This window comes from Bradyrhizobium sp. YCK136 (genome assembly GCF_044570075.1).
Classification (GTDB): domain Bacteria; phylum Pseudomonadota; class Alphaproteobacteria; order Rhizobiales; family Xanthobacteraceae; genus Bradyrhizobium; species Bradyrhizobium diazoefficiens.
In genome coordinates, this window is the sequence record NZ_CP172424.1 from 2,224,632 (window position 1) to 2,247,850 (window position 23,219).

Here is a 23,219-nt window from a genome sequence, read left to right on the forward strand (position 1 = left end):
TCGGCCGGGCTTCGATCGCGGCGCTCACGAGCGCCATGGCGATCAGATCAGTAGCAGACGCGAACCGGGCGGATGACCCAGCCGTAACCGTCCCAGTAACGCTGGCGCTGCCAGTAGCAGGGCGCGGGCGGCGGGGGCTCGGCGACGTAGACGGGGCCGCCATAGGCCGGACGGCTCGAGGCGATCGCGCCGCCGACGATGGCGCCGCCGATCAGGCCGGCCGCGATGCCCGCGCCGACGCCGTCATGGGCCTTTGCGGACGGAGCAGCGGTCACCAGCGAACCGGCGACCGTCGCAACCGTGAGGGCGGCAACTAAAGTCTTCTTCATGCTCTTGGCTCTCCTGGGAGATGGGTCCCCTTGTTAGAGGCGCCCGGGGTTCAAAGGTTCACGCACACTCTGATGGAATTAGCCTTGCAGCTAGGAAGCGCGCAAATGGTCAATCCACGGTAAACGCACACAGAGCTGTGACGAGAAAAAGCGGTCTTTTTCGGGCTCCGAGATGAACGGCGCATCCGTCGTGAACCGGCTTTTGGCGCCTCAGCCACAGACCCTGACGCGGCGGACGCGCCAGCCATAGCCGTCCCAGAAGCGCTGCCTCTGCCAGACGCAACCGCCGTAATAGTCGTCGGCGGCATAACCCGGGCCCGGCGCGTAGTAGCGGGGCGGGTAGTAACCAGGGCCATAACCCGGACCATACGCGTAGCCCGGCCCGGGTCCGTAATAATACGGGGAAGCGAGCGCGCCGCCGACAATGGCGCCGCCGATGATCCCAGCCGCCACGCCGGCAGCGACGCCGCGCTGCGCATGGGCCGGCGTCCCGGCCGTCAGGGCCACAGCGGTGAGGGCAGCGACTGCCAGGAGCGACTTCTTCATTGGCTTGACCTTTCGCACAAACACGCGGGAACTCTTTGGGGGGTAAAGTTCCATACTTCGTTTGAATGATCAATGAACGGCACCTTGGCCGGGTGCGACGAATTGGTGTGGACCGCAGCTCCGCCAGGGAGGCGATGATGGGCAACGCGATGATCAATGCATTGATTGCTGCCGGGATCGTCTTCGCCATCGGCTACGGCTGGATCACCCACCTCCAGAATCGCGGCCAACGCCGCTCCCGCGCAGGGGCCGGCAGCGATGGCGGCGGCGACAGCTATTCGGGGACCAGCGACGGCTTCTCGCTGGGAAGCTGGTTTTCCAGCGACAGCTCGGGGAACTCGACCGACACCGGCAGCTGTTCCAGCAGCGATAGCGGCAGCAGCGGCGGGGATTGCGGAGGCGGCGGCGACGGTGGGGGAGGCGGTGGCGGCGACTAGATCCGGCCGCCATCTTGATCCAGCGCAACACCCTGTTTTAGAGCCGTACTAGGCTGTTTCCGGGTCAGTTTGGAATAGCTTCAGATACCGGTTTTTCCCTTTGCATCCGGCTGGCCCGTTAAATATCGATGATGGCGCATCACCGAAGGGCCTGCCGCTTCCATGATCGTTTGTTCCTGTAACGTGCTGAGCGATGACGACATCCGCGCCGCTGTGGCCGAGTCCGACGACGCCGTGCGCCATGCCAAGCAGGTCTATGGCTGCCTCGGCTGTAGCGCCGAATGCGGCCGCTGCGCGCGGACGATCAAGACCATCATCGATGAAGCGCTTGGCCCGTGCGCCAAGTCCTGCTGCTCCGGCTGCCCGCACAGCCACACCGTGGCCGCCAATGACGAGACGGCCGAGTCCGCCCAGTTCGCGCTCGCGGCCTGCTGAAATCTTCCGCGCTGTCGGCTGAGCTTTTCCCCCGCTGCGTCCCCGTAGCCGGTTGCCCCCTTCCGCAATCTCATTTAGAAGCATTCTAAATTCGGTTTAGGATCGAGTTGGACTGCAAGAGCTGGAGTGAACCATGCAGGGCGACGCAAAAGTCATCGACTACCTCAACAAGGCACTGCGTCACGAGCTGACTGCGATCAACCAGTACTGGCTGCACTACCGCTTCCTCGACAATTGGGGCCTGCTGGACATGGCCAAGGTCTGGCGCAAGGAATCCATCGAGGAGATGGAGCACGCTGACAAGCTCACCGCGCGCATCCTGTTCTTCGACGGCTTCCCGAACATGCAGGTGCTCGATCCCCTGCGCATCGGCCAGAACGTCAAGGAGATCATCGAGTGCGATCTCGCCGCCGAGATGAGCGCGCGGGCGCTCTACCAGGAAGCGGCGACCTACTGCCACGGCGTCAAGGACTACGTCACGCGCGACCTGTTCGAGAAGCTGATGAGCGACGAGGAGCACCACATCGACTTCCTCGAAACCCAGCTCGACCTGATCGGCCGCATCGGCCTCGAGCTCTACACCCAGAAGCACGTCGGCGGGCTCGAGGGCGAGGGGCATTAAGCTCCGACCGCGGGCTCTCCATTCGTCATGGCCGGGCTTGACCCGGCCATCCCCGTGCTGCGCGCAATGAAGACGTGAATGCCCGGGACAAGCCCGGGCATGACGATCTGTTTGCGGAACGAAAGCGCGCCTACAGCTGCTGCTTGTAGCGCTCTTCCACGATCTCCTGACTCTCCGGTTCGCCCAAGCCCGTCTGGTCGTGAATGACCTCGACGATGCTCGGCATCACCGAGCGCTGCACCTTCTCCGGCGACCACAGCTTCGAGCGCATCAGCGCCTTGCCGCAATGGAAATAGACTTCGCTGACCGCGACGTTCAGCACCGCGCGCGGTGGCTTGCCGAATTCCACCATCGAGGCAAGCAGATCCGGATCGGCGGACAGCGTGCCGCGCCCGCCGACGCGCAGCGTCTCGTCGATGCCGGGGACGAAGAACAGCAGATGCACGAAGCCCGAGCCTTCGACGACGTTGCGAAAACTGTCGATCCGGTTGTTGCCGGAGCGGTCGGGCATCAGCAGCTGGTTGGGGCCGGCGACGTGGACGAAGCCGATGCCGCCGCCGCGCGGCGAGGCGTCGACGCTGCCGTCCGCGCCTGACGTCGCGAGCACGCAGAACGGCGACATCTCGATGAACTTCTTTGCATGCGCATCGATCGCGGGACGTGCCTTCGCGATCACGCGCGGGCTCGGCTTGGCATAGATGGTGGCGAGGTCTTCGGCGCAAAGATCGGTCAACGGCGTGCCTCCGCATCAGCTTGGGGGCAAGCTACCCGATCGGGCCGCCCCAGCCAATGAAATCCATCACGACGCGCTACACTGCATCGGCGGGCACGAAGCAGCTGATGATGATGGTGCCGCGATGGTGGACGTACCACACCACGGCTTGGCCGACCGGGTTGCCGCGGTCGCGGATGATGGCGCGTTCGGGCACTGCCATCCACTGTCCCTCGATCGGTACCCAATAGGCGCCGTTGCGCACGTCATAGTCCGTGCGATGACCGTCGGAGATGTCGCAGCAGGGCACGCCGTTCGGCGCGATCACGCTCTTGAACCAAGCGCGGATGTCGGGCGAGACGTGATCATATTGCCCGTTGTCGAACGCAAGCGCCGCGCTCGTCAGCGCCGTCATCGCAGCCAGCCAAACGCACAGTGCGAGCCTGCGCATGCGATCCTCCTCATCGCGTGTCGTGCCAATGGCGCGCGATCGCTCCGCGCCTCGATTCGTGTCGTTGACGCGATTAAGCCCGAGCTGTCAGCGCATTGCATGCTCAAATAATATGCGGTGCGAGAGGCGCCGCACATGATGCATTGCGATATGAGGACGTGCAGCCCGCCGATTCTACATCGTCCGTTGCGGCGCGGTTTGCAGCAATTGCCTGACCTGCTCGCTGTAGAACTTTGCATTGCCGGTGGTGCCGTGACCGCGCGTTTCGGTGCTGGCGGGGATCAGATACAGGCGGCCGTTCTTGACCTGCTTCATCGCCGCGTCCGTGAGGCCGGTCTCCGGCGGGTTACGCTCGTCGTCGGCGGAGTTGATCAGGAGCAACGAGGCTTCGATCTGCTCCAGCTTCTCCCCGGCATTGTAGTCGTGCGAGGACTCCCACTGGTAGACGAAGTCGTTGGCATCGGCCGTGATCGGCGTCGCGAGCCGCTCGTCGACGATCTTGTCGGCCTCGGCCGCCGTCGGCGCCTGCGATTGATAGGCCAGCGTTCCGCCGATGCTCGCGATGCCGTAGGCGGTGACGGCGTATTTCATCATGCGCGGCTGGCTGGTGTAGTTGCCGCCATTGTAGTCGGGGTCGTTGCGGATGGTGTCGAGCATGATCCGCCGCAGCATCCAGTTGCGCGATGCCATCTCGGTCGGTTGCGAGGCCATCGGGATCAGCGCGTCCATCGCCTTCGGATATTTCTCGCCCCACAGCCAGGTGTGCATGCCGCCCATCGAATTGCCGATGACGAGCCGCAGATGCTTGACGCCGAGTCCTTCCGTCACGAGGCGGTACTGCGCCTCGACCATGTCGTCGTAGTCGTATTTCGGAAAGCCGGTCTTCATGCCGTCGGACGGTTTTGACGATTTGCCATGGCCGATGCCGTCGGGAATGATGATGTAGTATTTGGTGGCGTCGAGCGACTGGCCCGCGCCGAACAGCTCGCCGGCGAAGCTTGGCGTCAGCATGCTTGCGCCCGAGCCGCCGGTGCCATGCAGCACCAGCACCGGTTGCCCGCTCGGCTCGCCGACGGTGGTGTAATGCAGCCGCAACTCCGGCATGACCTCGCCGGTGTGGAACTTGAAATCCCTGGCGATCCAGTCGCCCTGTTTCGGTGCAGGATAATCGGCAGCCATCGCCGACGCCGAGATGGACAGCAGAATGGCCGACAGCGCCGCGCAAGAAGTCTTCATGTTTCTCTCCCCATGCGGCTCGTATCCGGCGGCCGCGTTGCGGCGATCTTAGCAAAACTCTCCGGAAGGATGTAGGATTTTGGTTCCGCCGATCGTCCTCGAGGAAAACATCGGGAGAGACTGCATGTGCCGCAACATCAAGACGCTGTTCAACTTCGAGCCGCCGGCGACGGAGGACGAGATCCATGCCTCGGCCTTGCAGTTCGTGCGCAAATTGTCGGGCTTCAACAGGCCGTCGCAGGCCAACGAGGCGGCGTTCGACCGCGCCGTGGCCGAGGTCTCGGAGGCGGCGCGAAAGCTCCTCACCTCGCTGCACACCCTTGCGCCGGCGCGCGACCGCGAGGTCGAGGCGGAAAGGGCCAAGGAGCGCTCGCGGCTGCGCTTTGGCTAGCGGATCCACTGTCCCGTTCCGTGATCTGGCTCACGGTATGGGGCACCTCGACTTGCGATGATGTCTGCCGGGGTTTTGCCAACCCGGAGCACGACCATGACCCGCCCCCTTCTTCCGCTCAAAGCAGGTGCCATCATCTTCACGCTGCTGTGGACTGCGTGGATGATGTGGTGGGGCGGTTCGTTCTCGAGCGCGAGCGTCGTCATCCTGGCGCTGTGCGGCGCGGCGGTCGGCTATCTCTGGTATCGCGCCATGCGCTGGCAGTTCGAGCGCATGGGCATGCTGCCACGCAAGGATGATTCCTCAAGGGCTTCCTGATCCGGGCCCGTGTCCCGGACGCGGCGCTTCTTCAGCGGTGCGCCGCAGAGCCGGGACCCGCTCTTGCTGAGCCGCGGCCACTAATCCCTGTTGCCGTGCTTCTTCTTTTTCTTCTTTTTCTTGTGGTCGTCGTCTTCGCCGTCGTCGCTCTCGTCACCGGCGATCGGCTCGTCGGTTTCCTGCACGGCGGCCTCCAGCGCCTCGCGCTCGGCGGCTTCACGCTCGCGCTGGCGGCGGCGCTCGTCCCAGGCGTCGAAGAGCTGTTCGAGCCAGGGCAATACCTGCTCGATCGACGGCAACTGGCCGGGCGGGCCGGCCTCGCCGCGCGGGCCCTGCGGACCCACTGGGCCTTGCGGTCCGACAGGTCCCTGCGCCCCGGCAGTGCCACGCGGACCGGCCTCGCCCTGCTTGCCTTGCGGGCCGGGCTTGCCTGCGGGGCCAGCCTTTCCGATCGGTCCCGGCTTGCCTTGCGGTCCCGGCTTGCCGCGCGCGCCGTCCGGGCCGCGCCGGCCCGGATGACCCTGCGGTCCCGGCCGTCCCGGCTCGCCTTGCCGCCCGCGCGGACCCTGGGGTCCCTGCCGTTTCTGTTCGTCTGCCACGCCACTGCTCCCTTGACCGGAAGCAAGCTACTTAGCGTCGTTTGACGACAGCAGCAATTCTGTCCGCGCATCGCACCACGCTTGATCAACATCAACCGGCGGCACGCGATGGCGTGTCACTGAAGGGCGCGCGGCCACAACCTCACGAGGAGCGACCGATGCGCGAAGCGTGGAAAATGTTCTGCTTGTCTGCAGTCACTTTTGCCGCTGCGCTCGGCCTTGCCCAGCTGTTGGTGCCCGATATCGTGCCGGTTGCTTTCGCCGAAGAGCCGCAGGGGTCATGGGCTGTCATGACGGCCTTCGTTCTCCGCGCGATCGAGCTGATCGCGGCCGCGGTCGCGATCATCGCGCTCGCGGTTCTCGCCGGCGCGTACCTGCAGCAGGAGCTGCGCTGGCTGTTTCGCAGCACATCGTCGCGCCGCGCGCCGCCGCCGGCGGACTGATCGACCTCCGCGCGGCCACGCGCTGGTTAGTCCTGATAGGCCGGCACGACGATGCCGGAGGCGGCATAGAGCCTGATCTTGTTGCGCAGCGTGCGTACCGACAGGCCGAGCACGCGCGCGGCGCGTGTGCGATTGCCGTCACAGCGGGCGAGCGTCTGGAGCACGAGCTCGCGCTCGACCTCGTCGACGGTCGCACCGATCAGCAGCGGAACGATCTGGTTTGGAGCAAGGAATTCTGCGCCCTGCGGCGCGGCGACATGAACAGTGGTCATCAATATACCTCCCGACCAACGCCCGCTTCCATCGTTGGAAGCGGATCGAGAACAAACGACCCCCAAGCCGTAAATCCACGGTGGGCGGGTTTGGTTAATGAAAGGTTAACCGCGGGCGATCGCACCAATTGACCTTGGGATTGCCGCGAAGCCGCCGCGATTGGCGCGAGATGCATGGTGATGCGGACGTATCTTGCGCCGCACTCGGTGTCATGCCCCGCCCCAGTGCGCAATTGCGCACAAGGCGGACGATGACACTGAGCGGGTGGTGAAAGCGTCCCCCTCACACCGTCCGATATCCGCCGTCCACCATCACGATCGTTCCCGTGACGTAGGCCGACATATCCGACGCTAGGAAGATCGCGGGACCCACGATGTCCTCGGGCTTGCCGGTGCGCGCCAGCGGGGTGTGATCGACGAAGGCCTGCACCAGCGCCGGATTGGTGGCGCGCGCATTGGCGTTGATGTTGGTCTCGATGAAGCCCGGCCCGATCGCGTTGACGCGCACGCCTTCCTTGCCGAGCTCGGCCGCGAGCGCCTTGGTGAAGCCGAGCACGCCGTGCTTGGAGGTGGTGTAGGCCGCCGAGCTCGGCGTGCGCAGATGCACGAAGGACTGGATCGAGCCGATATTGACGATGCGGCCCTTGGCTGCGCGCAAGGGAGCGAGGAAGGCCTGCGTCATGTTGAAGACGCCGTTGAGGTTGAGCGAGATGATGTCGTTCCAGTCCTTCGCCACCGTCTCCGTCTCCGCGGTGAAGGCGTTGCGGCGGGTGATGCCGGCATTGTTGACGAGGATCGAGACCTGCCCGACCTTGTCGGCGACCTGCCTGGCCAGCGCAAAGCAGTCGTCGCGCCGGGTCACGTCGAGCGCGAAGCTCTCGGCCCTGCCGCCGGCCTTGCGGATCTCCTGCGCCCCTTCCGCGACGGTGCCGGCGTTGACGTCGAGCAGCACCACTTGTGCGCCCTCGCGCGCGTAGCCGGCCGCGATCGCCCGGCCGATGCCGGAACCGGCGCCGGTGACGACGGCGATGTGATTTGCAAGCAATGCCATGACATTTTCCTCCCGGATTCGTTTCGAAATTTCATGAAAGGCTAACTCGAAATTAAGGGGTCGGAAACGGCGGCCTTGGCATACTGATTCTCATTGCTAAACGTTGCGCGCATGATGGAACGGCTTGAATCCTGGAAATTGGCGCTCGAGCGCCTGCGGTCGGCGGAGCCGGTCGATTGGGCCGAGGCGGGCCGGCTCATAGCCGAGATCGCGCGGATGAGCACCGATGTCACGCTGCGACAGGCCGCCGAGCAGGCGCTTCCGGTGCTGCGCCAGGCTGTGGACAATGACGATCGCAGCGTCATGCTGGCAGCCCAGCGCCGCCTCGGCGTGGTCCTCGATGTCGTTCATGGTCTGACCGCGCCGCGCTTCGGCCGCCGCAACGCGACGCCGAAGAAACTCTCGAGCGAGGATCGCGCCCGCAAGGTGCTCGGCCTGCCGCTCGCGGTGCAGCTCACCTGCGAGGACATCAACCAGGCCTACCGTCGCGCCGCCAAGGGCATGCATCCCGACCGCGGCGGCAGCGCGGAAGCCTTCATCGACCTCGCCGCCGCGCGCGACCTCCTGATCCATCCCGGCGCGCACAAGGACGCGTGAGAGCGCTCAGACGAGATCTCGTAGGGTGGGCAAAGACGCATTTGGGCCGTGACCACCATCTTCGCGATGGATGGAATGGTGGGCACGCTTCGCTTTGCCCACCCTACGGCGTCTGCGCTGTTTCTAATCTCAGCTCTTGCTCACGCAACTCGGATAGGGCGCCGCTTCACCTGGTACGATCGGGCAGAGCTCGATCGGGCCGAGCTCGCGCAGGCGGATTTGCCAGCGTTCGTCATTGACCGGCGGCTCGTCGCTCTCGGGGCCGCGTTCGGCCCATTGGATGGTGTAGTAGTCGGTCGTGCCCTTCAGCGTGACCAGCAGCGCGGTCTCGCTGTGGCGGGTCGGGCCGCTGTCGACGCGGCCGCAGCCGATCACCGCGACAAAACCCTCGAAGCGGCCGAAATTCGTGGCGCCGAGCGGCTGTGCCGCAAAGCTGTCGGGGCAGGCCGATTTGAAGCCGCCGGCGATGGAGCCTGCGAGTGCCTCGGGCGAGGTGCCTTGAGTCAGCGTCATGCCCTTCTCGCCGGTGACCGTGATCATCTGCGTCCAGCGTTCCGGCGTCTCGCCCCTCAGCACGGCTTCGCGGATGTAGTGGCCGCCCTTGGTGTTCTCGAACACCGCGACGAAGTTCGACGGCATCGCGAAGCTGACGAGCTGGCCGAAGATCGGCGAGATCACGCGGAAGGATTGCGGCGCCTGCGCCGGCGATGTGGAGACGAGTGCGAGCGATGCAGCGAGGATGGTTGCCGTCGTGATGAGCGTGCGCATCGATTGATCCCGCGGGAGCTGAATAGAAACGCTGGATGGAAACGCGATCGGGCAAGGATGCTGGCATCGCATCCTTGCCCGACCCTTGTCGTCCGCCGATCGAATCCTACCAGGTGCAGTGGCCGTTTCTCAACGCGTGGTCCTTCAGCGCGAGTGCGTCGACGAAGGTCGGCACGGTGGCGCTGACGCGGGCGTAGTCGGAGGGCCACGGCGTGGTCGGGATGCTCTCGTCCCAGATCTGGCAGAAGCCGGTGTCCTGCCAGCGGATCAGGTGATAGCTGGCCTCCGCGGGGCTCGCGGCGACGCAGGCAGTGACGGCAAGACCGGCGGCAGCGCACAGCACGGAAATACGACGCATGATCAGCTCCTCAAATGAAAGATGTGATGCGCCTCCCGACAATGACGGGAGGGGTGGTGCGGGGCGCTTTGGGGGAGCGCGCCCCGGACAAGATGTGAGTAGTTCCGCCTGCTGATCAGGTTCAAGGCGCGTGCGCCGGAAATGCGGGATTTCGGCCGGAAAATGAGCGGCCGCGCGCCAAAAGAAAAGGGCGGATCGCTCGCGCGATCCGCCCTTTCAAATCCCGTCTGTCGCGTCAGGCTCAGAGCGTGCAGCGGCGCTCCCCGCGCAGCTTGATCTGGAGGTCGGAGGCGGCCGTGAAGGTCGGGAGCGGCTTGCTGACGACCTTGTAGGTCGAGGCGCCCCACTGGAACGGCTTGTACTTCAGGTCCTCGTTCCAGACCTGGCAGATGCCGGTGTTGTCCCAGCGGATCACGTAATAGCCGGGGGCTGCCAAGGCCGGTACGGCAAAGACGGAGGTGGCGATGCCGGCAACGGCACAGAGGGCGAGAACGCGACGCATGAAAAATCTCCTTGTGGGGAAGTGTGACCCGAAAATTCGTGCGGTAAAAGCCGGTCCTTTGCAAGCCGGGGAGCCGCCGTTCACGGACATGTCAGGCGATGCAGGGCACTTGGTTTGGCCGCGTGCCCGGCAAGTCACACTGCTCACTTCGAAAGCGACGCCACCGCCTCGATCTCGATCAGCATCCGCGGATCGGGCAGCGCGTGCACCACGCAGGTGGTGCGTGCCGGATAGGGCGGCGGACCGAAGGCACCGGCATAGAGCGCGTTCATGGCGGCGACGTCGGAGGCACGGGTCAGAAGCACGTTGACCTTGACGAGATCGCGGACGGTTGCGCCGGCCTCGGCCAGCACGCGCTTGATGTTGATGGCGACGTTGGCGAACTGCGCCTCGAAGCCGTCGGGCAGCGCGCCATTGCCGTCGAAGCCGGGAATGCCGGAGACGAACAGGAGATCGCCGACGCGCGTCGCAAAGGACAGCGGCGGTGCCTTCACATGCGGCGGGGGCGCGAAATGCTGGATCGGCATGGGATCACCTCGGGGGTCGTGCAGGGCCCGTCAGCGTAGCGACATGCGGGGGACTTGCAATCGCCATGAGGGGGCGGCGCAGGGGGGCAAAAACGAAAACCGCGAAAACAACCCCATGCACAGTAGGATCACGCCGAAATCATTGGGCTTTTTTGAATTCGGTAACGCCGAAGCAATCGCTTGCTCCGTCGGGCAAAACAGGGGCAGAATGGCATCATGAAGTTGCCCGTCCTGCGGCACCAAGCTCCGCCGTCATGCCCCGGCTTGACCGGGGCATCCAGTACGCCGCGGCTTCCCGTTCAGCCACCGCCGTCTCTGGAATACTGGATCGCCCGCCTGCGCGGGCGATGACAGCTGAATGCGCTGCTGCACCTAACGCCCCCCATCATGTTGCCGCCGCGATCGATCGGATAGATTCGCTGCGTCTGATTCGATCCCTCCCTTGAAAAATATCCCCCGGAGACGCCCCATGAAGATCGCATCCACCCTTCGCGCCGCGCTGGTCGCCATCGCGGCGCTTGCCGGGCTCTCGACCTCGGCGCTGGCCGACGGCGGCACCGTGGTGCTGACGATCTACAAGGCGGGCTGGATCATCGGCGGCTCCGGCGGCTCGGGCGTCCTGAACTTCCGCGGCCGCTCCTATGCGCTCTCCACCGGCGGGCTCGATTACGGCCTCGTGTTCGGCGGCTCCAAGACCGTGCTGCGCGGCCGCGTCTCCAACATCAACCGTCCCTCTGACGTCGCCGGCGTCTACGGCGCCGCCGGCGCCGGCCTTGCCGTCGGCCGCGGCGCCCGCGCCATCGTGCTCACCAACCAGAAGGGCGCGGTGCTGGAGCTGTCGGGCTACCAGACCGGCCTGATGGCGAACGCGGATCTCAGCGGGCTTGCGATCACGATGCGGTAGGTGCGTAGGGTGGGCAAAGGCGCGTAAGCGCCGTGCCCACCATCGGTGTCAGCTCGGACGCAAGAGTTGGTGGGCACGCTTCGCTTTGCCCACCCTACGGCTCCCTACGCTCCCGTCACCGCCGCATGAATCCGCTCGCAATGCGCGACGAGATTGGTGTGCGCATCGACGAACGCCTTCAGCGGCGTCGGGATCGGAAAGTAGTAAATGTTGGCGATGAAGCCGTAGATGCCCGCATCACAGCTGGTCGGCGCTTTGCCGTGCACGAAGCCCGTGGCGGGCACGATCTCGGCCAGCACCTCGAGGTCCGCGAGGCCCCGCGCATAGGCCTGCTCCGGCGTGTAGCGGCCGATGCCCTGGAAATGATAGCGCTGCGCGTTGTACGCCTTCGCCTTCTCGAATCCTTCCGCGTCGATCTGCGGATGCTGCGCGATGAAGGCGTCGCGGAACGCCGGATAGTAGCGCTCGTCCTTCCAGCGCGAGTACGACATCACCCAGTAGAGATCGTCCAGCATGCGGGTGACGAAGTGATTGGTCCTCCGTGCGTCCTGCGAAAGCCCGGCATCGATGCTCAGGTGATATTTTGCGATGGCGTGCGCGATGATCGTCTCGCTGTCGCCGATGGTCTCGCCGTCGTCGACGATGTAGGGCAGCTGCCCGCGCGGCGCGGCGGAGGCATCGAAGACATGCTCGTGCACGAACGGCACGCCGGCGAGCTTCAGGAAGGCGTAGACCTTGAGGCCGTAGCCGTTGTTGTCGGCGACGCCGAACAGCTTTGGGTAGGAGTAGAGCGTCAGCATGAGCGGGCTCCTCCGTGTTGGCGGAGGCAGCATGCAGGGGCGGGGAGACGGACGCAATGGGCCGGCGGAAATCGTCAAACCCACGTTGTCGTCCTGCGAAAGCCAGGACGATAGCGTGGGGCGCCGCTCCTACGAACGCGATGCGGCGGTGAACACCGCCAACTGCGCCTCGAACGCACGCCTGAACGCCGGCCGGGCTTCGCCGCGGGCGACGTACGCGGCGATGTCAGGGTATTCGTCCAGCAGGCCGGAGGTGTCGAGCCGGCGCAGCACCGTCACCATCATGAGATCGCCGGCGCTGAACGCGCCGTCGAGCCAGTCGGCATCGCCGAGGCGAGCCGACAATTCGCCGAGCCTAGTACGGACGCGATCCTGCAACATGGGCAGGCGCGCCTCGTACCAGCTCTTGTCGCGCTCGAACAGCAGCGCCATTCCGAGCTCGACGATCGGCGGCTCCAGCGTATTGAGCGCGGCAAATATCCACGCAATCGCGCGGCCCCTCGCATTTACCTCGAGCGGCAGCAGGCCGGCATAACGCTCGGCGAGATGGAGCACGATCGCGCCCGATTCAAACAGCGCGAGATCGCCGTCCTCGAAGGTCGGGATCTGCCCGAACGGATGCAGCGCAAGATGCGCGGGTTGCTTCATCGCCGCGAACGAGACGAGGCGGACGTCGTCGGGCTGGCCGACTTCCTCCAGCGCCCAGCGAACCCGCATGTCGCGCGCCTGTCCCCTGCCGCGGTCGGGCGAGCTTTCGAAGGCGGTGATGGTGGGCATCGGGGGGCTCCGGGGTGGTGGCGTATTGTCCAGAGGACGAACGGGCGGGGTGGGTTCCGACAACCTATCGCGTTTTCTGGCGCGTAGGATGGGTAGAACAAAGCGAAACCCATTGCCTACGCGCGTTGACCGTTTTGCGACGTGATCCACTTCGCCAGGTCGCTTTGGATCGCTATACTGCCAATCTCAGCAGGATGGTGCCCCCATGGCGAGAGAATTGGAAGGCAAGGTTGCCGCCGTGACCGGAGCCGCGTCCGGCATCGGATTGGCGAGTGCCGAGGCGATGCTGGCTGCGGGCGCGCGCGTGGTGATGGTCGATCGCGACGAGGCTGCGCTGAAGGCGCTCTGCAACAAGCACGGCGACACCGTGATCCCGCTGGTCGTCGACCTGCTCGATCCAGAAGACTGCGCAACGCTGTTGCCGCGCGTCTTGGAGAAGGCCGGCCAGCTCGACATCCTGCATGCAAACGCAGGCACGTATGTCGGCGGCGATCTGGTCGATGCCGACACCATGGCGATCGACCGGATGCTGAACCTGAATGTCAACGTCGTGATGAAAAACGTGCACGACGTGCTACCGCACATGATCGAACGCCGGACCGGCGACATCATCGTCACGAGTTCGCTGGCGGCGCATTTTCCGACGCCGTGGGAGCCGGTCTATGCGTCGTCCAAATGGGCGATCAACTGCTTCGTCCAGACGGTGCGGCGCCAGGTCTTCAAGCATGGCATTCGCGTGGGCTCGATCTCGCCCGGCCCGGTCGTCAGCGCGCTGCTCGCGGACTGGCCGCCCGAGAAGCTGAAGGAAGCCAGGGACTCGGGAAGCCTGCTGGAAGCCAGCGACGTGGCCGAGGTCGTGATGTTCATGCTGACGCGGCCGCGCGGCATGACCATTCGAGACGTGGTGATGCTGCCGACCAATTTCGATCTTTAGGGCGCATGCGCGGGTGACGGTGTCCATTCCTCATGGTGAGGAGGCGCGAAGCGCCGTCTCGAACCATGCAGGCCCCACCATCTCGCCCGCGGCCATCCTTCGAGACGACTGCGGAGCCTGTCATCGGGCCGCGCATTGCGCGGACCCGGTGGCGGTCTCCTCAGGATGAGGTCTGTGGGTGTTGAACGTCCAGCGCAGCAATCCACGCCGCCAGTTCTCGCCACGGCTCCAGCGTCCAATGCCCGGACGCAGCACCGGACGGCGAGGGCAGCACGAACACCTCGGGCCAGCTTCCATCCCGCGGCTGCCGCCCCAGCGAAATCCCGCTCGACGGCCTGCCGTAAAACAAGCTCGCCGCTTTCTTGCTCGTGAACGCAATCGTCCTCGGCCGATACTCCTCGATCTTGGCCCTGAAGCCGGGCACGTCGATCGTGTCAGTCGCGATCTGGTGATCCATCCCGGCGCCGGTCTTGGAGAGATCGGTGAAGCCGATCCCGAGATCGAGCAGCGACGCGAACTCGCCCGGCTGATAACGCCGCGGCGTGATGCCGGCCTCATGGATCGCGCGCCAGAAGCGGTTGCCGGGATGGGCGTAGTAGTGCCCGAGTTCGGCCGAGCGCGTAGAGGCGGCGGTGCCGACGAAGACGAGGCGGAGGTTGGGGCGGAGCTGGTCGGGGAGGCGATGGAGGGTGGTGGGCAAATCAAACCCTGTAGATTGTGAGGTACAACAGGCTGAACCCGGATCGACGCCGACTACCAGATTTGGGCTGTACTCGCGTCTACGTAAGTGATCTCTATATCGCCGTTCCTCGTGCTAAACGGCGCAATTCTCTCCTTGACCGCCTGCAAATTCTCGTCGGGTTTGTACACGCAAATATACAACTCATCGATGCTGCTTCTAAAAACAGCATCATAGAGATGGTAGTCGTTCTCGGCGATCGAATGGCCATAAATGAAGAGGTCTCCGGTAAGCTCACTAAGCTTGTCGTAGCAATACCGAAGATAAGGCACGGAGTTTATTCGAGCCATTTTTTGGGTCGACGATCCCTCTGACACGAAGAGTGGCAGTTGATTTCGTCGCCTTATCGTTGCTGCAATCTCATCAATTATCGCGCCCCTTGTTACAACGCGCTTCAGTGTATCGCGCTCCTCTCCGAGGAAAAGATGCAATGCTCCGTGAAGATAATAGGTGTTGCATATCCCATCCTCACTGAAGGTGCGAAAACCATCGACTTCATCACCCAATCCAAATCCGTCGGTAAAGATCTTGCCGCCGACGCTCAGGATGACCCAGTAAAGCAGTAGGTCGTAGTTTATGGTGAAGACGTTGCCGAATTTGCGAAGGAATTGACCGCAACGATCTCGCTGCTCTTGTGGAATATCTAAAGAGATCGCGGGATGAACCTCTCTTACCGCGTGGATCAGTGCTTCGCGAACTGACACAGCATCTGTAGTAAATGTCGCGGCTCGATCGTTTGCACCGTAGGCTTCCTCGATCTTTGCTGCGCTCTCTAGCGCTTCCATGACCAATTCGAAGTCAACCGTGTTCAGCGTGTTGAAAACGTTCCTAATGGAGCCCCCGGCTGAAAGATTTGATTGGTCCAAGAGATTGCCGTACGAAAACTTTCCGCCGCCCTGTGCAATCGAGAAGCCGTTTCCAATCAGCAGCGATCGGTTCGCATTTGAGTCCTTAATGGCTTGGTCAAATGGAATGGTCATGGATGCCGATCCTAGTACCCACTTTTCTTGGAACGTGAGTCGTGATTCAAGGTCGGGATGATACCCGAAGCAAGAGAAGTCCACCTTTCGAGGAAAGATCGCAAGGTGCTTGAGGCGTGCTGTCGCTCACCGGTGACGTTGCAGCGCGATTTGAAGCGGGCGCGGATAGTTCTGTTGGCGGCGGATGGGCGCAGCACCCGGTCGATCGCCAAGGAAGTTGGGGTCCAGCCGCGGATTGTCAGCCTTTGGCGGCATCGCTATGCCGACCATGGCCTTGAAGGGCTGCAAGACAAGCCGCGGCCTGGCAAGCAGCCGATCTATACGAAGACGACCGACAAGCGGATTCTGAAGCTGCTGGATAAGCCGCCACCGCAAGGGTTTGCGCGCTGGACCGGCCCCCTGCTGGCCGAGGCGCTGGGCGATGTCGATGTCCAATATGTCTGGCGGTTCCTGCGCAGCCACAAGATTGACCTGGTGGCTCGCAAGTCCTGGTGCGAGAGCAACGACCCGAACTTTACGGCCAAAGCCGCCGATGTTGTCGGCCTCTATGTCGCGCCGCCGGCGAAGGCCATTGTGCTGTGCGTGGACGAGAAGCCCTCGATCCAGGCTTTGGAGCGAGCGCAGGGTTATCTGAAGTTGCCCAATGGCCGCGCCTTGACCGGCCAAAGCCACGATTACAAGCGGCATGGCACCACAACATTGTTTGCGGCGCTCGAAGTCGCCACCGGAAAGATCATCGCGACCCATTCAAAACGCCGGCGCCGCGTCGAGTTTCTCGATTTAATGAACAGCGTCACCGCGGCTTTTCCGAACCGCAAGCTTCACGTCATCCTCGACAACCTCAACACCCATAAAAAGAACGAGGACTGGCTCAAGGCCCACCCCAACGTGCAATTTCATTTCACGCCGACAAGTGCGTCATGGCTCAATCAGGTCGAAGTATGGTTTTCCATCTTGCAGGGGCAGTCGCTCAGCGGCACCTCCTTCACGAGCCTCAAGCAGCTTCAGGAACACATCGATGCCTACGTCAACGCATACAACGACAGAGCCGAGCCCTTCGTCTGGACCAAGAAAAAGGTCCGTCAACGCCGTTTCAAAGGCCGCCGTATCACTCAGCTCTGATTCCGGGTACTAGTTCAAATGGAAAGGATTGCGTCAAAGCTGAGTGCTTGCAGCGAGAAACAATCATGTAGTACAATTATAGGTAGCTAGAAAGGCAATCACAACATTCTTTCAGCAAAAAGCCGGGCAGAATGCCCGGCTTTGATGTTCGCGGGGTGCCCAAGGAAAGGCTTGAGCTCACAGCACCCGATTGCTCTCCTTCACCTTCTCCGCATCCAGATAAACGCTGCTGCCCATCTCCTTGAACTTCGCACTCATCTGCTTCATGCCGTCCTCGGCGGTGCCGCTCATCGACATTCCCACCGAGTTCGGATCGTTCAGCGTCGCCGCGTAATCCCGTACGTCCTGCGTGATCTTCATCGAGCAGAATTTCGGGCCGCACATCGAGCAGAAATGGGCGACCTTGTGGGCTTCCTTCGGCAGGGTCTCGTCGTGGAAGTTTTTCGCGGTATCAGGGTCGAGGCCGAGGTTGAACTGGTCGCTCCAGCGGAAGTCGAAACGGGCGCGGGAGAGCGCGTCGTCGCGGAGCTGGGCGGCCGGGTGGCCCTTGGCGAGATCGGAGGCGTGGGCCGCGATCTTGTAGGTGATGACGCCGGTCTTGACGTCGTTGCGATCGGGCAGGCCGAGATGCTCCTTCGGGGTGACGTAGCAGAGCATGGCGCAACCGAACCAGCCGATCATGGCGGCGCCGATGCCTGACGTGATGTGGTCGTAGCCCGGCGCGATGTCAGTGGTCAGCGGTCCAAGCGTGTAGAACGGCGCCTCGCCGCATTCCTTGAGCTGCTTGTCCATGTTGATCTTGATCTTGTGCATCGGCACGTGGCCGGGGCCTTCGATCATGACCTGGCAGCCCTTGTCCCACGCGATCTTCGTCAATTCGCCGAGCGTCTCCAGCTCCGCGAACTGGGCGCGGTCGTTCGCGTCGGCGATCGAGCCCGGACGCAGGCCGTCGCCGAGCGAGAACGAGACGTCGTATTTGCGCATGAGGTCGCAGATCTCGTCGAAGTGCGTGTAGAGGAAGCTCTCCTTGTGATGCGCCAGGCACCACTTCGCCATGATCGAGCCGCCGCGGCTGACGATGCCGGTGACGCGGTTGGCGGTGAGGTGGATGTAGGACAGGCGCACGCCGGCGTGGATGGTGAAATAGTCGACGCCCTGCTCGCACTGCTCGATCAGCGTGTCCTTGTAGAGCTCCCAGGTCAGCTTGACCGGATCGCCGTTGCACTTCTCCAGCGCCTGGTAAATGGGAACGGTGCCGATCGGCACCGGCGCGTTGCGCAGGATCCATTCGCGGGTGGTGTGGATGTTGCGCCCCGTCGAGAGGTCCATCACGGTGTCGGCGCCCCAGCGGATCGCCCACACCATCTTCTCGACCTCCTCCTCGACCGACGACGTGACGGCCGAGTTGCCGATATTGGCGTTGATCTTGGTCAGGAAGTTGCGGCCGATGATCATCGGCTCGAGTTCACTGTGGTTGATGTTGCAGGGGATGATGGCGCGGCCGCGCGCGATCTCGGAGCGGACGAACTCCGGGGTGATGAAGGCGGGGACCTCGGCGCCAAAACTCTCGCCGTCGGCGAGCGCTGCTTCCGCGCGCTCGAGCTGCTCCTTGCGGCCGAGATTTTCGCGCGCGGCGACGTAGATCATCTCCTTGGTGATGATGCCGGCGCGGGCGAATTCGAGCTGCGTGATCTTGTGGCCATCGAGGCCGCGCAGCGGCTTGTGATAGGCGCTGAACGCGCGCGCGGCCTTGTCGGTGGAGAGGTTGCCGTTGTCCTCCGGCTTGACCTGGCGGCCCTCATATTCCTCGACGCCGCCGCGCTCCAGCACCCATTGCTTGCGGTTGCGGGCAAGGCCGGCGTTGACGTCGATGGTCACGGACGGATCGGTGTAGGGGCCGGAGGTGTCGTACACCGGCAGGTTCGGCTCGCCGGCGCCTTCGGACAGGATGATCTCGCGCAGGGGCACCCGCAGATCGGGGGCCGCATCGGGCGAGGCAAAGATCTTGCGCGAGGAGGGCAGCGGGCCGGTGGTGACGGCGGGGACGGTCTTATCGGGGTTGGAGCGGATGTTCATGGGATCCTCCGGTTAATTCGTTGATGTCGCTGCGCGAGAGGCAAATACCGCTGTCATCCCCGCCTAGTGCGCAATTGCGCGCGGGGGGGGATCCAGTATTCCGAGGCGGTGCGGCTAGAGTCGAGAAGCTGCGGCGTACTGGATCGCCCGGTCAAGCCGGGCGATGACAGTGGAGTGTGGGGTGAGAGAGCGTGCATCACGCCGCCTCCTTCGACTCGCCGAGCCATTGCCGCACCCGCGCGTCGGGGTCGGTATTTTGCGTGACGTCGCTGACGACGGCGATGGAATCGGCGCCCGCGGCAAAAATCTCCGCGGCGTGCTCGAACTTGATGCCGCCGATCGCGACCAGCGGGATGGTGCCGATGCGCTTTTTCCATTCCGTGATCTTCGGAACGCCCTGCGGCTCGAAGCGCATCGACTTCAAGGTGGTGAAGAAGATCGGGCCCAGCGCGACGTAGTCGGGCTTTGCGGCCAGCGCGGTCGCAAGCTCGGCGTCGTCATGGGTGGAGATACCCAGTGACAAGCCGGCCTCGCGGATGGCCTTGAGATCGGCGTCGGCGAGGTCCTCCTGGCCGAGATGCAGATACTTCGCGCCGGCGACGATCGCCGCGCGCCAGTAATCGTTCACCACGAGCTTCGCCTGCGTGCCCTCGGTGATGGCGAGCGCGTCGGTGACGATCTGCAGCGCTTCGGCGTCGTTCAGGTCTTTCGCGCGCAGTTGAATCGTGCCGACGCCGAGCTTGGTCAGGCGCTCGACCCAGGCCAGGCTGTCGACGACAGGGTAGAAGCGATCAGGATACGGCATGCCAGAACGGGGTCCCAACGACAGGGGTTGACGGGGAGGCGAAGTCGCGGGCGTTCATCAGCCCGGCCTCAAAGGCGGTGCGGCCGGCCTCGACACCCAGGCGGAAGGCATTGGCCATGGCGACGGGATCGGCGGCTTTGGCGATGGCGGTGTTGAGCAGCACCGCGTCATAGCCGAGCTCCAGCGCCTGCGCCGCGTGGCTCGGCGCGCCCAGGCCGGCGTCGACCACCAGCGTGATGTCCGGAAGGCGGTCGCGCAAGAGCTTCAGCGCGTCGCGGTTGGTGATGCCCTTGGCGCTGCCGATCGGGGCGGCCCACGGCATCACCACCTTGCAGCCGGCATCGACCAGGCGGTTCGCGACCGAGAGATCCTCGGTGCAATAGGGGAACACTTCAAAGCCGTCCTTGATCAGGAGGCTTGCTGCCTCAACGAGGCCAACGACGTCGGGCTGCAGCGTGTCGTTGTCGGCGATCACTTCCAGCTTGATCCAGCTTGTGCCGAACAGTTCGCGCGCGAGCTTTGCGGTCGTCACCGCCTCGCGCACGCTGCGGCAGCCGGCGGTGTTCGGCAGCACGCTGACGTCGAGCTCGCGGATCAGATTCCAGAATGCGTCCCCGGTCTTGCCGCCGGCGGATTCGCGACGCAGCGACACGGTGACGATGTTCGAGCCGGCGGCACGGATCGCTCCTTGCATGATCGCCGGCGAGGGATAGAGCGCGCTGCCGATCAAGAGGCGCGAGGCGAAGGTTTTGCCGTAGAAGGTCACCATGTCGAATTCCCCGTCATTCCGGACGGGCCGCGGAACGCGGACCGATCCGGAATCTCGAAGTTGTGGCGCGAGATTCCGGGTTCACGCTTCGCGTGCCCCGGAATGACGGGCCAATGCAGCCGTCCTCGCGAAGTGAGCGTGTGGTCATCCCCTCACCCTCCCTGCCGCGGCGTGATGATCTCGATCTCGTCGCCGGCCTTCAAGCTCGTCTCGGCCCAGCGGCTTTTCGGCACGACGTCGTAGTTCAGCGCGATCGCGAAATGGGTGCCTTCGTAGTCGAGCTCGGAGAGCAGCGCGTCCACGCTGACTGAAGCCACCTCGCGCTGTTCACCGTTGATGATCACAAGCATTGCACGATCACCCGCATTGCATCACCTCGTTGTCGATCTGGCCGCGCTGGACGTATTGCAGCGTCAGCTCGGCGAGCGCCGGCGCGATCAGGAAGCCGTGGCGGTAGAGACCGTTGACGGTGATCCTGCCGCCGCGAATGCCGATGCGCGGCAGATTGTCGGGGAAAGCGGGGCGAAGGCCCGAGCCGAACTCGACGATGCGCGCCTCGCCGAACGCCGGGTGCACGGTATAGGCCGCACCCAAGAGCTCCAGCGCCGAGCGCACGCTGACGCCGGTGTCCTCGGCCTCGATCGAGGTCGCGCCGAGCATGAACAGATTGTCCTCGCGCGGGATCACGTAGAGCGGCCAGCGCGGATGGATCAGCCGCACCGGGCGCGCCAGCTGCACCTCGCTCGTCTCGATCAGGATCATCTCGCCCTTGACGCCGCGCAGGTCAGGCTGCTCGTCGCGCGCGGACAGGCCGCGGCAGTCGATCACGATGCCGTCGAGATCGGCGGCGCTGACGTCGCTGGAGAACTTGATGGTGCCGCCGGCGGCACGGATGCGCTCGTGCAGCTTCGGCAGCACGCGGCGCGGCTCGACATGGCCCTCGGTCGGGAAGAATAGCGCGTCGCGGAAGCGGCCCTCCAGCGACGGCTCGAGCTCGGCAAGGCTAGCTGCATCGAGCCGGCGGTGCTCTTCGGTCATCCGGGCAAAGCGCTCGAAATCGTTGCGCTCGCGCGGATGGGCGACGACCAGGGAACCGTTGAAGGGTGTGTCGGGCAGCTCGCGCCGCCAGATGTCGAGGGAGCGCTGGCCCAGCCGGCTGATGATGGGCTCGGCGACCTCGGCCTCGCACCAGGGCGCCAGCATGCCGCCGGCCCAGTGGCTGGTGGAGTCCGTCATGTCAGCGTCGCCGCGCTCGTGCAAGGTCACGGCGTGGCCGGCCTGCGCGAACAGCAGCGCCTGCCAGGCGCCCGCAATGCCTGCGCCGATGATGGATACCGCCGAATCCGCTCGCTTGGTCGTCTGTAACATCCCTGTCCCTTCGCCGGCATGACCCGGATCAGGTTCAAAGGGTCACCGCGGTCCTGGGCGGATTTGCCCATTTAGCGGTATCTCAGCTCCTCCTCGGAGCACCCCTCGGAACGGTGCCAATGTATGTCAGCGGGGCGGGGTGGTCAACGCGTTAGCCACAGGGCAGTCATTCCGGGGCGATGCGAAGCATCGAGCCCGGAATCTCGAGATTCCGGGTTCAGTCCTGCGGACTGCCCCGGAATGACAGCGGTTAGTGTGGAACCTGCGCCCGCGCGTTGCGGACGCGCTGGGCGAGCTTTTTGTGCGGCGTGGTGCCGAACATCGGCTGCGGGTTGCCGTTCGGCTCCAGCCAGGCCTCGTTGCTGGCCTCTCGCACCATCTGTTGCGCCGTTTCCTGGCGCTGCCGCTTTGCAACGTAGTAATAGCCGCCCGCGAAATAACGCACGGCTCGGGCGTGGTCGCCATTGGCGGCGCGATAGGCGCCGGCGAGGTATTTGACCGCGTAAGTGAGATTGGTGTTGGGATCGCGCAGGCCGGCGGCATCGCCGGTGTAGCCGACGCCGCGGGCGGTCGCGAGCTTGATCTGCATCAGGCCGATGGTGCCGCCATGGCCGACGAGGCCGGGCTGATAGCGGCTTTCGCGCATGATGACGCGATGCACCAGCGCTTCCGGCACGCCGTTGGCGCGGGCATGGGCCGCGACCATCTCGGCGTACTCGGCTTCACCCGCGAACGCGGCCTGCGGCGACACCAGTCCGGCCGCGATGAGCGCGGCGACACGTAAAATTTTCATCAGATATCCCTGACGTCCCTGAGCGACCTGCGCCCGGCTGTTGTTATTGTTTGAGCATGATCTGTTCGGAAAACCGCGGTGCACTTTTCCGGATCATGCTTTAGGACTCCGGAACACGGCGATGATGTGACCAAACGCCGCCGCTGACGATTTTGCGGCGCCGAGCCGCTGTTACGACGCAATGCTGGCGTAGCTGAGCTTCGGGGCGGACGACCCCCGCTCGCGACAGCACGTCTGTCTATTCGCGCGCAGACGCGAAAGCGAGGATGAAAACGCTGCAAATCGGGAGAGGTGCCATGACAAAAACCAACATGGCCAACGCGGACTTTGTCAACGCGGACTTTGTCAGCGCGGACTTGGCCAAGGCACATTTCGGCGACATCCCCCGGCAAAATCCCTGTGCTCAATGCGGCGCGCCGATTCCGAAGCCCGACTGGATCGAGCCGGGCGAGGGGCGCATCTCCTATCTCTGGACGTGTCGCGCCTGCAATTATCAGTTCGAGGCGGTGGCGATCTTCGACGAGGTCGCCGTCACGCACACCCCGCTCGCGGCTTAAG

The 23,219-nt window shown here is 64.1% G+C and carries 33 protein-coding genes and 1 riboswitch; of the genes, 11 read left to right on the forward strand and 22 right to left on the reverse strand.

The window, feature by feature from the left end; translation table 11 throughout:
* Window positions 1-47 precede the first annotated feature (47 nt).
* Together ACFLEY_RS10410 and ACFLEY_RS10415 are read right to left on the reverse strand one after the other, a co-directional pair.
* A complete protein-coding gene (locus tag ACFLEY_RS10410; protein ID WP_011089423.1) occupies window positions 48-329 on the reverse strand; it encodes a hypothetical protein in 282 nt (93 codons plus the stop codon).
* Window positions 330-539: 210 nt separating this feature from the next.
* The gene (locus ACFLEY_RS10415) at window positions 540-875 is read right to left on the reverse strand and encodes a hypothetical protein (RefSeq protein ID WP_038966395.1); all 336 of its coding nucleotides are present in this window, start codon (window positions 873-875) and stop codon (window positions 540-542) included.
* Window positions 876-1,009: 134 nt separating this feature from the next.
* Between ACFLEY_RS10415 and ACFLEY_RS10420 the strand changes: the two genes are divergently transcribed.
* The 3 genes from ACFLEY_RS10420 to bfr all read left to right on the forward strand — a co-directional run bounded on the left by ACFLEY_RS10420 (window position 1,010) and on the right by bfr (window position 2,369).
* Window positions 1,010-1,312, forward strand: a complete 303-nt coding sequence (locus ACFLEY_RS10420; RefSeq protein ID WP_028176313.1) for a hypothetical protein — start codon at window positions 1,010-1,012, stop codon at window positions 1,310-1,312.
* Window positions 1,313-1,474: 162 nt separating this feature from the next.
* Entirely contained in the window at window positions 1,475-1,747 is a 273-nt protein-coding gene (locus tag ACFLEY_RS10425) for a bacterioferritin-associated ferredoxin (RefSeq protein ID WP_011089421.1), read from the forward strand.
* Window positions 1,748-1,880: 133 nt separating this feature from the next.
* Entirely contained in the window at window positions 1,881-2,369 is a 489-nt protein-coding gene (gene bfr, locus ACFLEY_RS10430; protein ID WP_011089420.1) for a bacterioferritin, read from the forward strand.
* A gap of 130 nt (window positions 2,370-2,499) precedes the next feature.
* Here bfr and ACFLEY_RS10435 read toward each other — a convergent pair whose 3' ends face one another.
* The 3 genes from ACFLEY_RS10435 to ACFLEY_RS10445 all read right to left on the reverse strand — a co-directional run bounded on the left by ACFLEY_RS10435 (window position 2,500) and on the right by ACFLEY_RS10445 (window position 4,768).
* Window positions 2,500-3,102 (reverse strand): pyridoxamine 5'-phosphate oxidase family protein, encoded by a 603-nt coding sequence (locus ACFLEY_RS10435; RefSeq protein ID WP_038966396.1) that lies wholly within the window; start codon window positions 3,100-3,102, stop codon window positions 2,500-2,502.
* 76 nt (window positions 3,103-3,178) lie between these two features.
* On the reverse strand, window positions 3,179-3,532 hold the full coding sequence (locus tag ACFLEY_RS10440; RefSeq protein ID WP_060908651.1) for a hypothetical protein: 354 nt from the start codon (window positions 3,530-3,532) through the stop codon (window positions 3,179-3,181).
* A 174-nt stretch (window positions 3,533-3,706) separates the two neighbouring features.
* The gene (locus tag ACFLEY_RS10445) at window positions 3,707-4,768 is read right to left on the reverse strand and encodes an alpha/beta fold hydrolase (protein ID WP_060908650.1); all 1,062 of its coding nucleotides are present in this window, start codon (window positions 4,766-4,768) and stop codon (window positions 3,707-3,709) included.
* Window positions 4,769-4,892: 124 nt separating this feature from the next.
* On the opposite strand from ACFLEY_RS10445, the gene ACFLEY_RS10450 reads away from it, so the two are divergent.
* A complete protein-coding gene (locus ACFLEY_RS10450) occupies window positions 4,893-5,159 on the forward strand; it encodes a DUF2277 domain-containing protein (protein ID WP_060912679.1) in 267 nt (88 codons plus the stop codon).
* A gap of 96 nt (window positions 5,160-5,255) precedes the next feature.
* Complete coding sequence (locus tag ACFLEY_RS10455) at window positions 5,256-5,477, forward strand: hypothetical protein (RefSeq protein WP_028176308.1); 222 nt, start codon at window positions 5,256-5,258, stop codon at window positions 5,475-5,477.
* 80 nt (window positions 5,478-5,557) lie between these two features.
* On the opposite strand, the gene ACFLEY_RS10460 is transcribed toward ACFLEY_RS10455, so the two are convergent.
* Window positions 5,558-6,076: a collagen-like protein gene (locus ACFLEY_RS10460; protein ID WP_060908649.1), complete on the reverse strand. Its 519-nt coding sequence runs from the start codon at window positions 6,074-6,076 to the stop codon at window positions 5,558-5,560.
* Window positions 6,077-6,234: 158 nt separating this feature from the next.
* Here ACFLEY_RS10460 and ACFLEY_RS10465 point away from each other — a divergent pair, with 158 nt between their 5' ends.
* Entirely contained in the window at window positions 6,235-6,519 is a 285-nt protein-coding gene (locus ACFLEY_RS10465) for a hypothetical protein (RefSeq protein WP_060908648.1), read from the forward strand.
* A 26-nt stretch (window positions 6,520-6,545) separates the two neighbouring features.
* Here ACFLEY_RS10465 and ACFLEY_RS10470 read toward each other — a convergent pair whose 3' ends face one another.
* Window positions 6,546-6,791, reverse strand: a complete 246-nt coding sequence (locus tag ACFLEY_RS10470; protein WP_011089412.1) for a helix-turn-helix domain-containing protein — start codon at window positions 6,789-6,791, stop codon at window positions 6,546-6,548.
* 283 nt (window positions 6,792-7,074) lie between these two features.
* A complete protein-coding gene (locus ACFLEY_RS10475; RefSeq protein ID WP_060908647.1) occupies window positions 7,075-7,842 on the reverse strand; it encodes an SDR family NAD(P)-dependent oxidoreductase in 768 nt (255 codons plus the stop codon).
* A gap of 111 nt (window positions 7,843-7,953) precedes the next feature.
* Here ACFLEY_RS10475 and ACFLEY_RS10480 point away from each other — a divergent pair, with 111 nt between their 5' ends.
* Complete coding sequence (locus ACFLEY_RS10480) at window positions 7,954-8,439, forward strand: molecular chaperone DnaJ (RefSeq protein WP_060908646.1); 486 nt, start codon at window positions 7,954-7,956, stop codon at window positions 8,437-8,439.
* A 129-nt stretch (window positions 8,440-8,568) separates the two neighbouring features.
* Here the strand turns inward: ACFLEY_RS10480 and ACFLEY_RS10485 are convergent, their stop codons facing one another.
* The 4 genes from ACFLEY_RS10485 to ACFLEY_RS10500 all read right to left on the reverse strand — a co-directional run bounded on the left by ACFLEY_RS10485 (window position 8,569) and on the right by ACFLEY_RS10500 (window position 10,594).
* Window positions 8,569-9,207: a hypothetical protein gene (locus ACFLEY_RS10485; RefSeq protein ID WP_060908645.1), complete on the reverse strand. Its 639-nt coding sequence runs from the start codon at window positions 9,205-9,207 to the stop codon at window positions 8,569-8,571.
* Between the two features lie 106 nt (window positions 9,208-9,313).
* Window positions 9,314-9,565 carry a hypothetical protein gene (locus tag ACFLEY_RS10490; protein WP_060908644.1) on the reverse strand — a complete coding sequence of 84 codons (252 nt, stop codon included), beginning with the start codon at window positions 9,563-9,565 and terminating at the stop codon, window positions 9,314-9,316.
* A gap of 241 nt (window positions 9,566-9,806) precedes the next feature.
* Window positions 9,807-10,067 carry a hypothetical protein gene (locus ACFLEY_RS10495; RefSeq protein WP_060908643.1) on the reverse strand — a complete coding sequence of 87 codons (261 nt, stop codon included), beginning with the start codon at window positions 10,065-10,067 and terminating at the stop codon, window positions 9,807-9,809.
* Between the two features lie 143 nt (window positions 10,068-10,210).
* Window positions 10,211-10,594, reverse strand: coding sequence for a RidA family protein (locus ACFLEY_RS10500; RefSeq protein WP_011089407.1), 384 nt, complete (start codon window positions 10,592-10,594; stop codon window positions 10,211-10,213).
* 469 nt (window positions 10,595-11,063) lie between these two features.
* Between ACFLEY_RS10500 and ACFLEY_RS10505 the strand changes: the two genes are divergently transcribed.
* Window positions 11,064-11,498 carry a hypothetical protein gene (locus tag ACFLEY_RS10505; RefSeq protein ID WP_060908642.1) on the forward strand — a complete coding sequence of 145 codons (435 nt, stop codon included), beginning with the start codon at window positions 11,064-11,066 and terminating at the stop codon, window positions 11,496-11,498.
* Window positions 11,499-11,602: 104 nt separating this feature from the next.
* On the opposite strand, the gene ACFLEY_RS10510 is transcribed toward ACFLEY_RS10505, so the two are convergent.
* Together ACFLEY_RS10510 and ACFLEY_RS10515 are read right to left on the reverse strand one after the other, a co-directional pair.
* Complete coding sequence (locus ACFLEY_RS10510) at window positions 11,603-12,298, reverse strand: glutathione S-transferase family protein (protein WP_060908641.1); 696 nt, start codon at window positions 12,296-12,298, stop codon at window positions 11,603-11,605.
* 129 nt (window positions 12,299-12,427) lie between these two features.
* The gene (locus ACFLEY_RS10515; RefSeq protein WP_211434166.1) at window positions 12,428-13,075 is read right to left on the reverse strand and encodes a glutathione S-transferase family protein; all 648 of its coding nucleotides are present in this window, start codon (window positions 13,073-13,075) and stop codon (window positions 12,428-12,430) included.
* A gap of 205 nt (window positions 13,076-13,280) precedes the next feature.
* Here ACFLEY_RS10515 and ACFLEY_RS10520 point away from each other — a divergent pair, with 205 nt between their 5' ends.
* Window positions 13,281-14,009, forward strand: a complete 729-nt coding sequence (locus ACFLEY_RS10520) for an SDR family oxidoreductase (RefSeq protein WP_028176297.1) — start codon at window positions 13,281-13,283, stop codon at window positions 14,007-14,009.
* A gap of 160 nt (window positions 14,010-14,169) precedes the next feature.
* Here ACFLEY_RS10520 and ACFLEY_RS10525 read toward each other — a convergent pair whose 3' ends face one another.
* A complete protein-coding gene (locus ACFLEY_RS10525) occupies window positions 14,170-14,709 on the reverse strand; it encodes a mismatch-specific DNA-glycosylase (RefSeq protein ID WP_060908640.1) in 540 nt (179 codons plus the stop codon).
* Window positions 14,710-14,762: 53 nt separating this feature from the next.
* Window positions 14,763-15,728 (reverse strand): DUF4917 family protein, encoded by a 966-nt coding sequence (locus ACFLEY_RS10530; RefSeq protein ID WP_060908639.1) that lies wholly within the window; start codon window positions 15,726-15,728, stop codon window positions 14,763-14,765.
* Window positions 15,729-15,785: 57 nt separating this feature from the next.
* Here ACFLEY_RS10530 and ACFLEY_RS10535 point away from each other — a divergent pair, with 57 nt between their 5' ends.
* Entirely contained in the window at window positions 15,786-16,850 is a 1,065-nt protein-coding gene (locus ACFLEY_RS10535) for an IS630-like element ISRj1 family transposase (protein ID WP_396604628.1), read from the forward strand.
* Window positions 16,851-17,027: 177 nt separating this feature from the next.
* Here the strand turns inward: ACFLEY_RS10535 and thiC are convergent, their stop codons facing one another.
* From thiC to ACFLEY_RS10565, 6 genes are all read right to left on the reverse strand, one after another.
* Window positions 17,028-18,926 carry a phosphomethylpyrimidine synthase ThiC gene (gene thiC / locus ACFLEY_RS10540; RefSeq protein ID WP_060908638.1) on the reverse strand — a complete coding sequence of 633 codons (1,899 nt, stop codon included), beginning with the start codon at window positions 18,924-18,926 and terminating at the stop codon, window positions 17,028-17,030.
* A 196-nt stretch (window positions 18,927-19,122) separates the two neighbouring features.
* Entirely contained in the window at window positions 19,123-19,731 is a 609-nt protein-coding gene (locus ACFLEY_RS10545; protein ID WP_060908637.1) for a thiamine phosphate synthase, read from the reverse strand.
* Complete coding sequence (locus ACFLEY_RS10550; RefSeq protein WP_060908636.1) at window positions 19,718-20,500, reverse strand: thiazole synthase; 783 nt, start codon at window positions 20,498-20,500, stop codon at window positions 19,718-19,720. The genes ACFLEY_RS10545 and ACFLEY_RS10550 overlap by 14 nt, the downstream gene beginning before the upstream one ends.
* Before the next feature lie 152 nt (window positions 20,501-20,652).
* The gene (gene thiS, locus ACFLEY_RS10555; protein ID WP_011089396.1) at window positions 20,653-20,850 is read right to left on the reverse strand and encodes a sulfur carrier protein ThiS; all 198 of its coding nucleotides are present in this window, start codon (window positions 20,848-20,850) and stop codon (window positions 20,653-20,655) included.
* Window positions 20,851-20,857: 7 nt separating this feature from the next.
* Window positions 20,858-21,868 carry an FAD-dependent oxidoreductase gene (locus ACFLEY_RS10560; protein ID WP_060908635.1) on the reverse strand — a complete coding sequence of 337 codons (1,011 nt, stop codon included), beginning with the start codon at window positions 21,866-21,868 and terminating at the stop codon, window positions 20,858-20,860.
* Window positions 21,856-21,984, reverse strand: a riboswitch (TPP riboswitch). Its footprint overlaps the gene before it by 13 nt.
* 134 nt (window positions 21,985-22,118) lie before the next feature.
* Complete coding sequence (locus tag ACFLEY_RS10565; RefSeq protein ID WP_060908634.1) at window positions 22,119-22,661, reverse strand: lytic transglycosylase domain-containing protein; 543 nt, start codon at window positions 22,659-22,661, stop codon at window positions 22,119-22,121.
* 266 nt (window positions 22,662-22,927) lie between these two features.
* On the opposite strand from ACFLEY_RS10565, the gene ACFLEY_RS10570 reads away from it, so the two are divergent.
* A complete protein-coding gene (locus ACFLEY_RS10570) occupies window positions 22,928-23,218 on the forward strand; it encodes a pentapeptide repeat-containing protein (RefSeq protein ID WP_110117131.1) in 291 nt (96 codons plus the stop codon).
* Window position 23,219 lies beyond the last annotated feature (1 nt).

Bases quoted from the DNA above. Each gene is read 5' to 3' on its own strand.
- ACFLEY_RS10410 (WP_011089423.1), bottom strand. From the start codon at position 329: ATGAAGAAGACTTTAGTTGCCGCCCTCACGGTTGCGACGGTCGCCGGT.
- ACFLEY_RS10415 (WP_038966395.1), bottom strand. From the start codon at position 875: ATGAAGAAGTCGCTCCTGGCAGTCGCTGCCCTCACCGCTGTGGCCCTG.
- ACFLEY_RS10420 (WP_028176313.1), top strand. From the start codon at position 1,010: ATGATGGGCAACGCGATGATCAATGCATTGATTGCTGCCGGGATCGTC.
- ACFLEY_RS10425 (WP_011089421.1), top strand. From the start codon at position 1,475: ATGATCGTTTGTTCCTGTAACGTGCTGAGCGATGACGACATCCGCGCC.
- bfr (WP_011089420.1), top strand. From the start codon at position 1,881: ATGCAGGGCGACGCAAAAGTCATCGACTACCTCAACAAGGCACTGCGT.
- ACFLEY_RS10440 (WP_060908651.1), bottom strand. From the start codon at position 3,532: ATGCGCAGGCTCGCACTGTGCGTTTGGCTGGCTGCGATGACGGCGCTG.
- ACFLEY_RS10445 (WP_060908650.1), bottom strand. From the start codon at position 4,768: ATGAAGACTTCTTGCGCGGCGCTGTCGGCCATTCTGCTGTCCATCTCG.
- ACFLEY_RS10450 (WP_060912679.1), top strand. From the start codon at position 4,893: ATGTGCCGCAACATCAAGACGCTGTTCAACTTCGAGCCGCCGGCGACG.
- ACFLEY_RS10455 (WP_028176308.1), top strand. From the start codon at position 5,256: ATGACCCGCCCCCTTCTTCCGCTCAAAGCAGGTGCCATCATCTTCACG.
- ACFLEY_RS10465 (WP_060908648.1), top strand. From the start codon at position 6,235: ATGCGCGAAGCGTGGAAAATGTTCTGCTTGTCTGCAGTCACTTTTGCC.
- ACFLEY_RS10470 (WP_011089412.1), bottom strand. From the start codon at position 6,791: ATGACCACTGTTCATGTCGCCGCGCCGCAGGGCGCAGAATTCCTTGCT.
- ACFLEY_RS10475 (WP_060908647.1), bottom strand. From the start codon at position 7,842: ATGGCATTGCTTGCAAATCACATCGCCGTCGTCACCGGCGCCGGTTCC.
- ACFLEY_RS10480 (WP_060908646.1), top strand. From the start codon at position 7,954: ATGATGGAACGGCTTGAATCCTGGAAATTGGCGCTCGAGCGCCTGCGG.
- ACFLEY_RS10485 (WP_060908645.1), bottom strand. From the start codon at position 9,207: ATGCGCACGCTCATCACGACGGCAACCATCCTCGCTGCATCGCTCGCA.
- ACFLEY_RS10490 (WP_060908644.1), bottom strand. From the start codon at position 9,565: ATGCGTCGTATTTCCGTGCTGTGCGCTGCCGCCGGTCTTGCCGTCACT.
- ACFLEY_RS10495 (WP_060908643.1), bottom strand. From the start codon at position 10,067: ATGCGTCGCGTTCTCGCCCTCTGTGCCGTTGCCGGCATCGCCACCTCC.
- ACFLEY_RS10500 (WP_011089407.1), bottom strand. From the start codon at position 10,594: ATGCCGATCCAGCATTTCGCGCCCCCGCCGCATGTGAAGGCACCGCCG.
- ACFLEY_RS10505 (WP_060908642.1), top strand. From the start codon at position 11,064: ATGAAGATCGCATCCACCCTTCGCGCCGCGCTGGTCGCCATCGCGGCG.
- ACFLEY_RS10510 (WP_060908641.1), bottom strand. From the start codon at position 12,298: ATGCTGACGCTCTACTCCTACCCAAAGCTGTTCGGCGTCGCCGACAAC.
- ACFLEY_RS10515 (WP_211434166.1), bottom strand. From the start codon at position 13,075: ATGCCCACCATCACCGCCTTCGAAAGCTCGCCCGACCGCGGCAGGGGA.
- ACFLEY_RS10520 (WP_028176297.1), top strand. From the start codon at position 13,281: ATGGCGAGAGAATTGGAAGGCAAGGTTGCCGCCGTGACCGGAGCCGCG.
- ACFLEY_RS10530 (WP_060908639.1), bottom strand. From the start codon at position 15,728: ATGACCATTCCATTTGACCAAGCCATTAAGGACTCAAATGCGAACCGA.
- ACFLEY_RS10535 (WP_396604628.1), top strand. From the start codon at position 15,786: ATGATACCCGAAGCAAGAGAAGTCCACCTTTCGAGGAAAGATCGCAAG.
- thiC (WP_060908638.1), bottom strand. From the start codon at position 18,926: ATGAACATCCGCTCCAACCCCGATAAGACCGTCCCCGCCGTCACCACC.
- ACFLEY_RS10545 (WP_060908637.1), bottom strand. From the start codon at position 19,731: ATGCCGTATCCTGATCGCTTCTACCCTGTCGTCGACAGCCTGGCCTGG.
- ACFLEY_RS10550 (WP_060908636.1), bottom strand. From the start codon at position 20,500: ATGGTGACCTTCTACGGCAAAACCTTCGCCTCGCGCCTCTTGATCGGC.
- thiS (WP_011089396.1), bottom strand. From the start codon at position 20,850: ATGCTTGTGATCATCAACGGTGAACAGCGCGAGGTGGCTTCAGTCAGC.
- ACFLEY_RS10560 (WP_060908635.1), bottom strand. From the start codon at position 21,868: ATGTTACAGACGACCAAGCGAGCGGATTCGGCGGTATCCATCATCGGC.
- ACFLEY_RS10565 (WP_060908634.1), bottom strand. From the start codon at position 22,661: ATGAAAATTTTACGTGTCGCCGCGCTCATCGCGGCCGGACTGGTGTCG.
- ACFLEY_RS10570 (WP_110117131.1), top strand. From the start codon at position 22,928: ATGAAAACGCTGCAAATCGGGAGAGGTGCCATGACAAAAACCAACATG.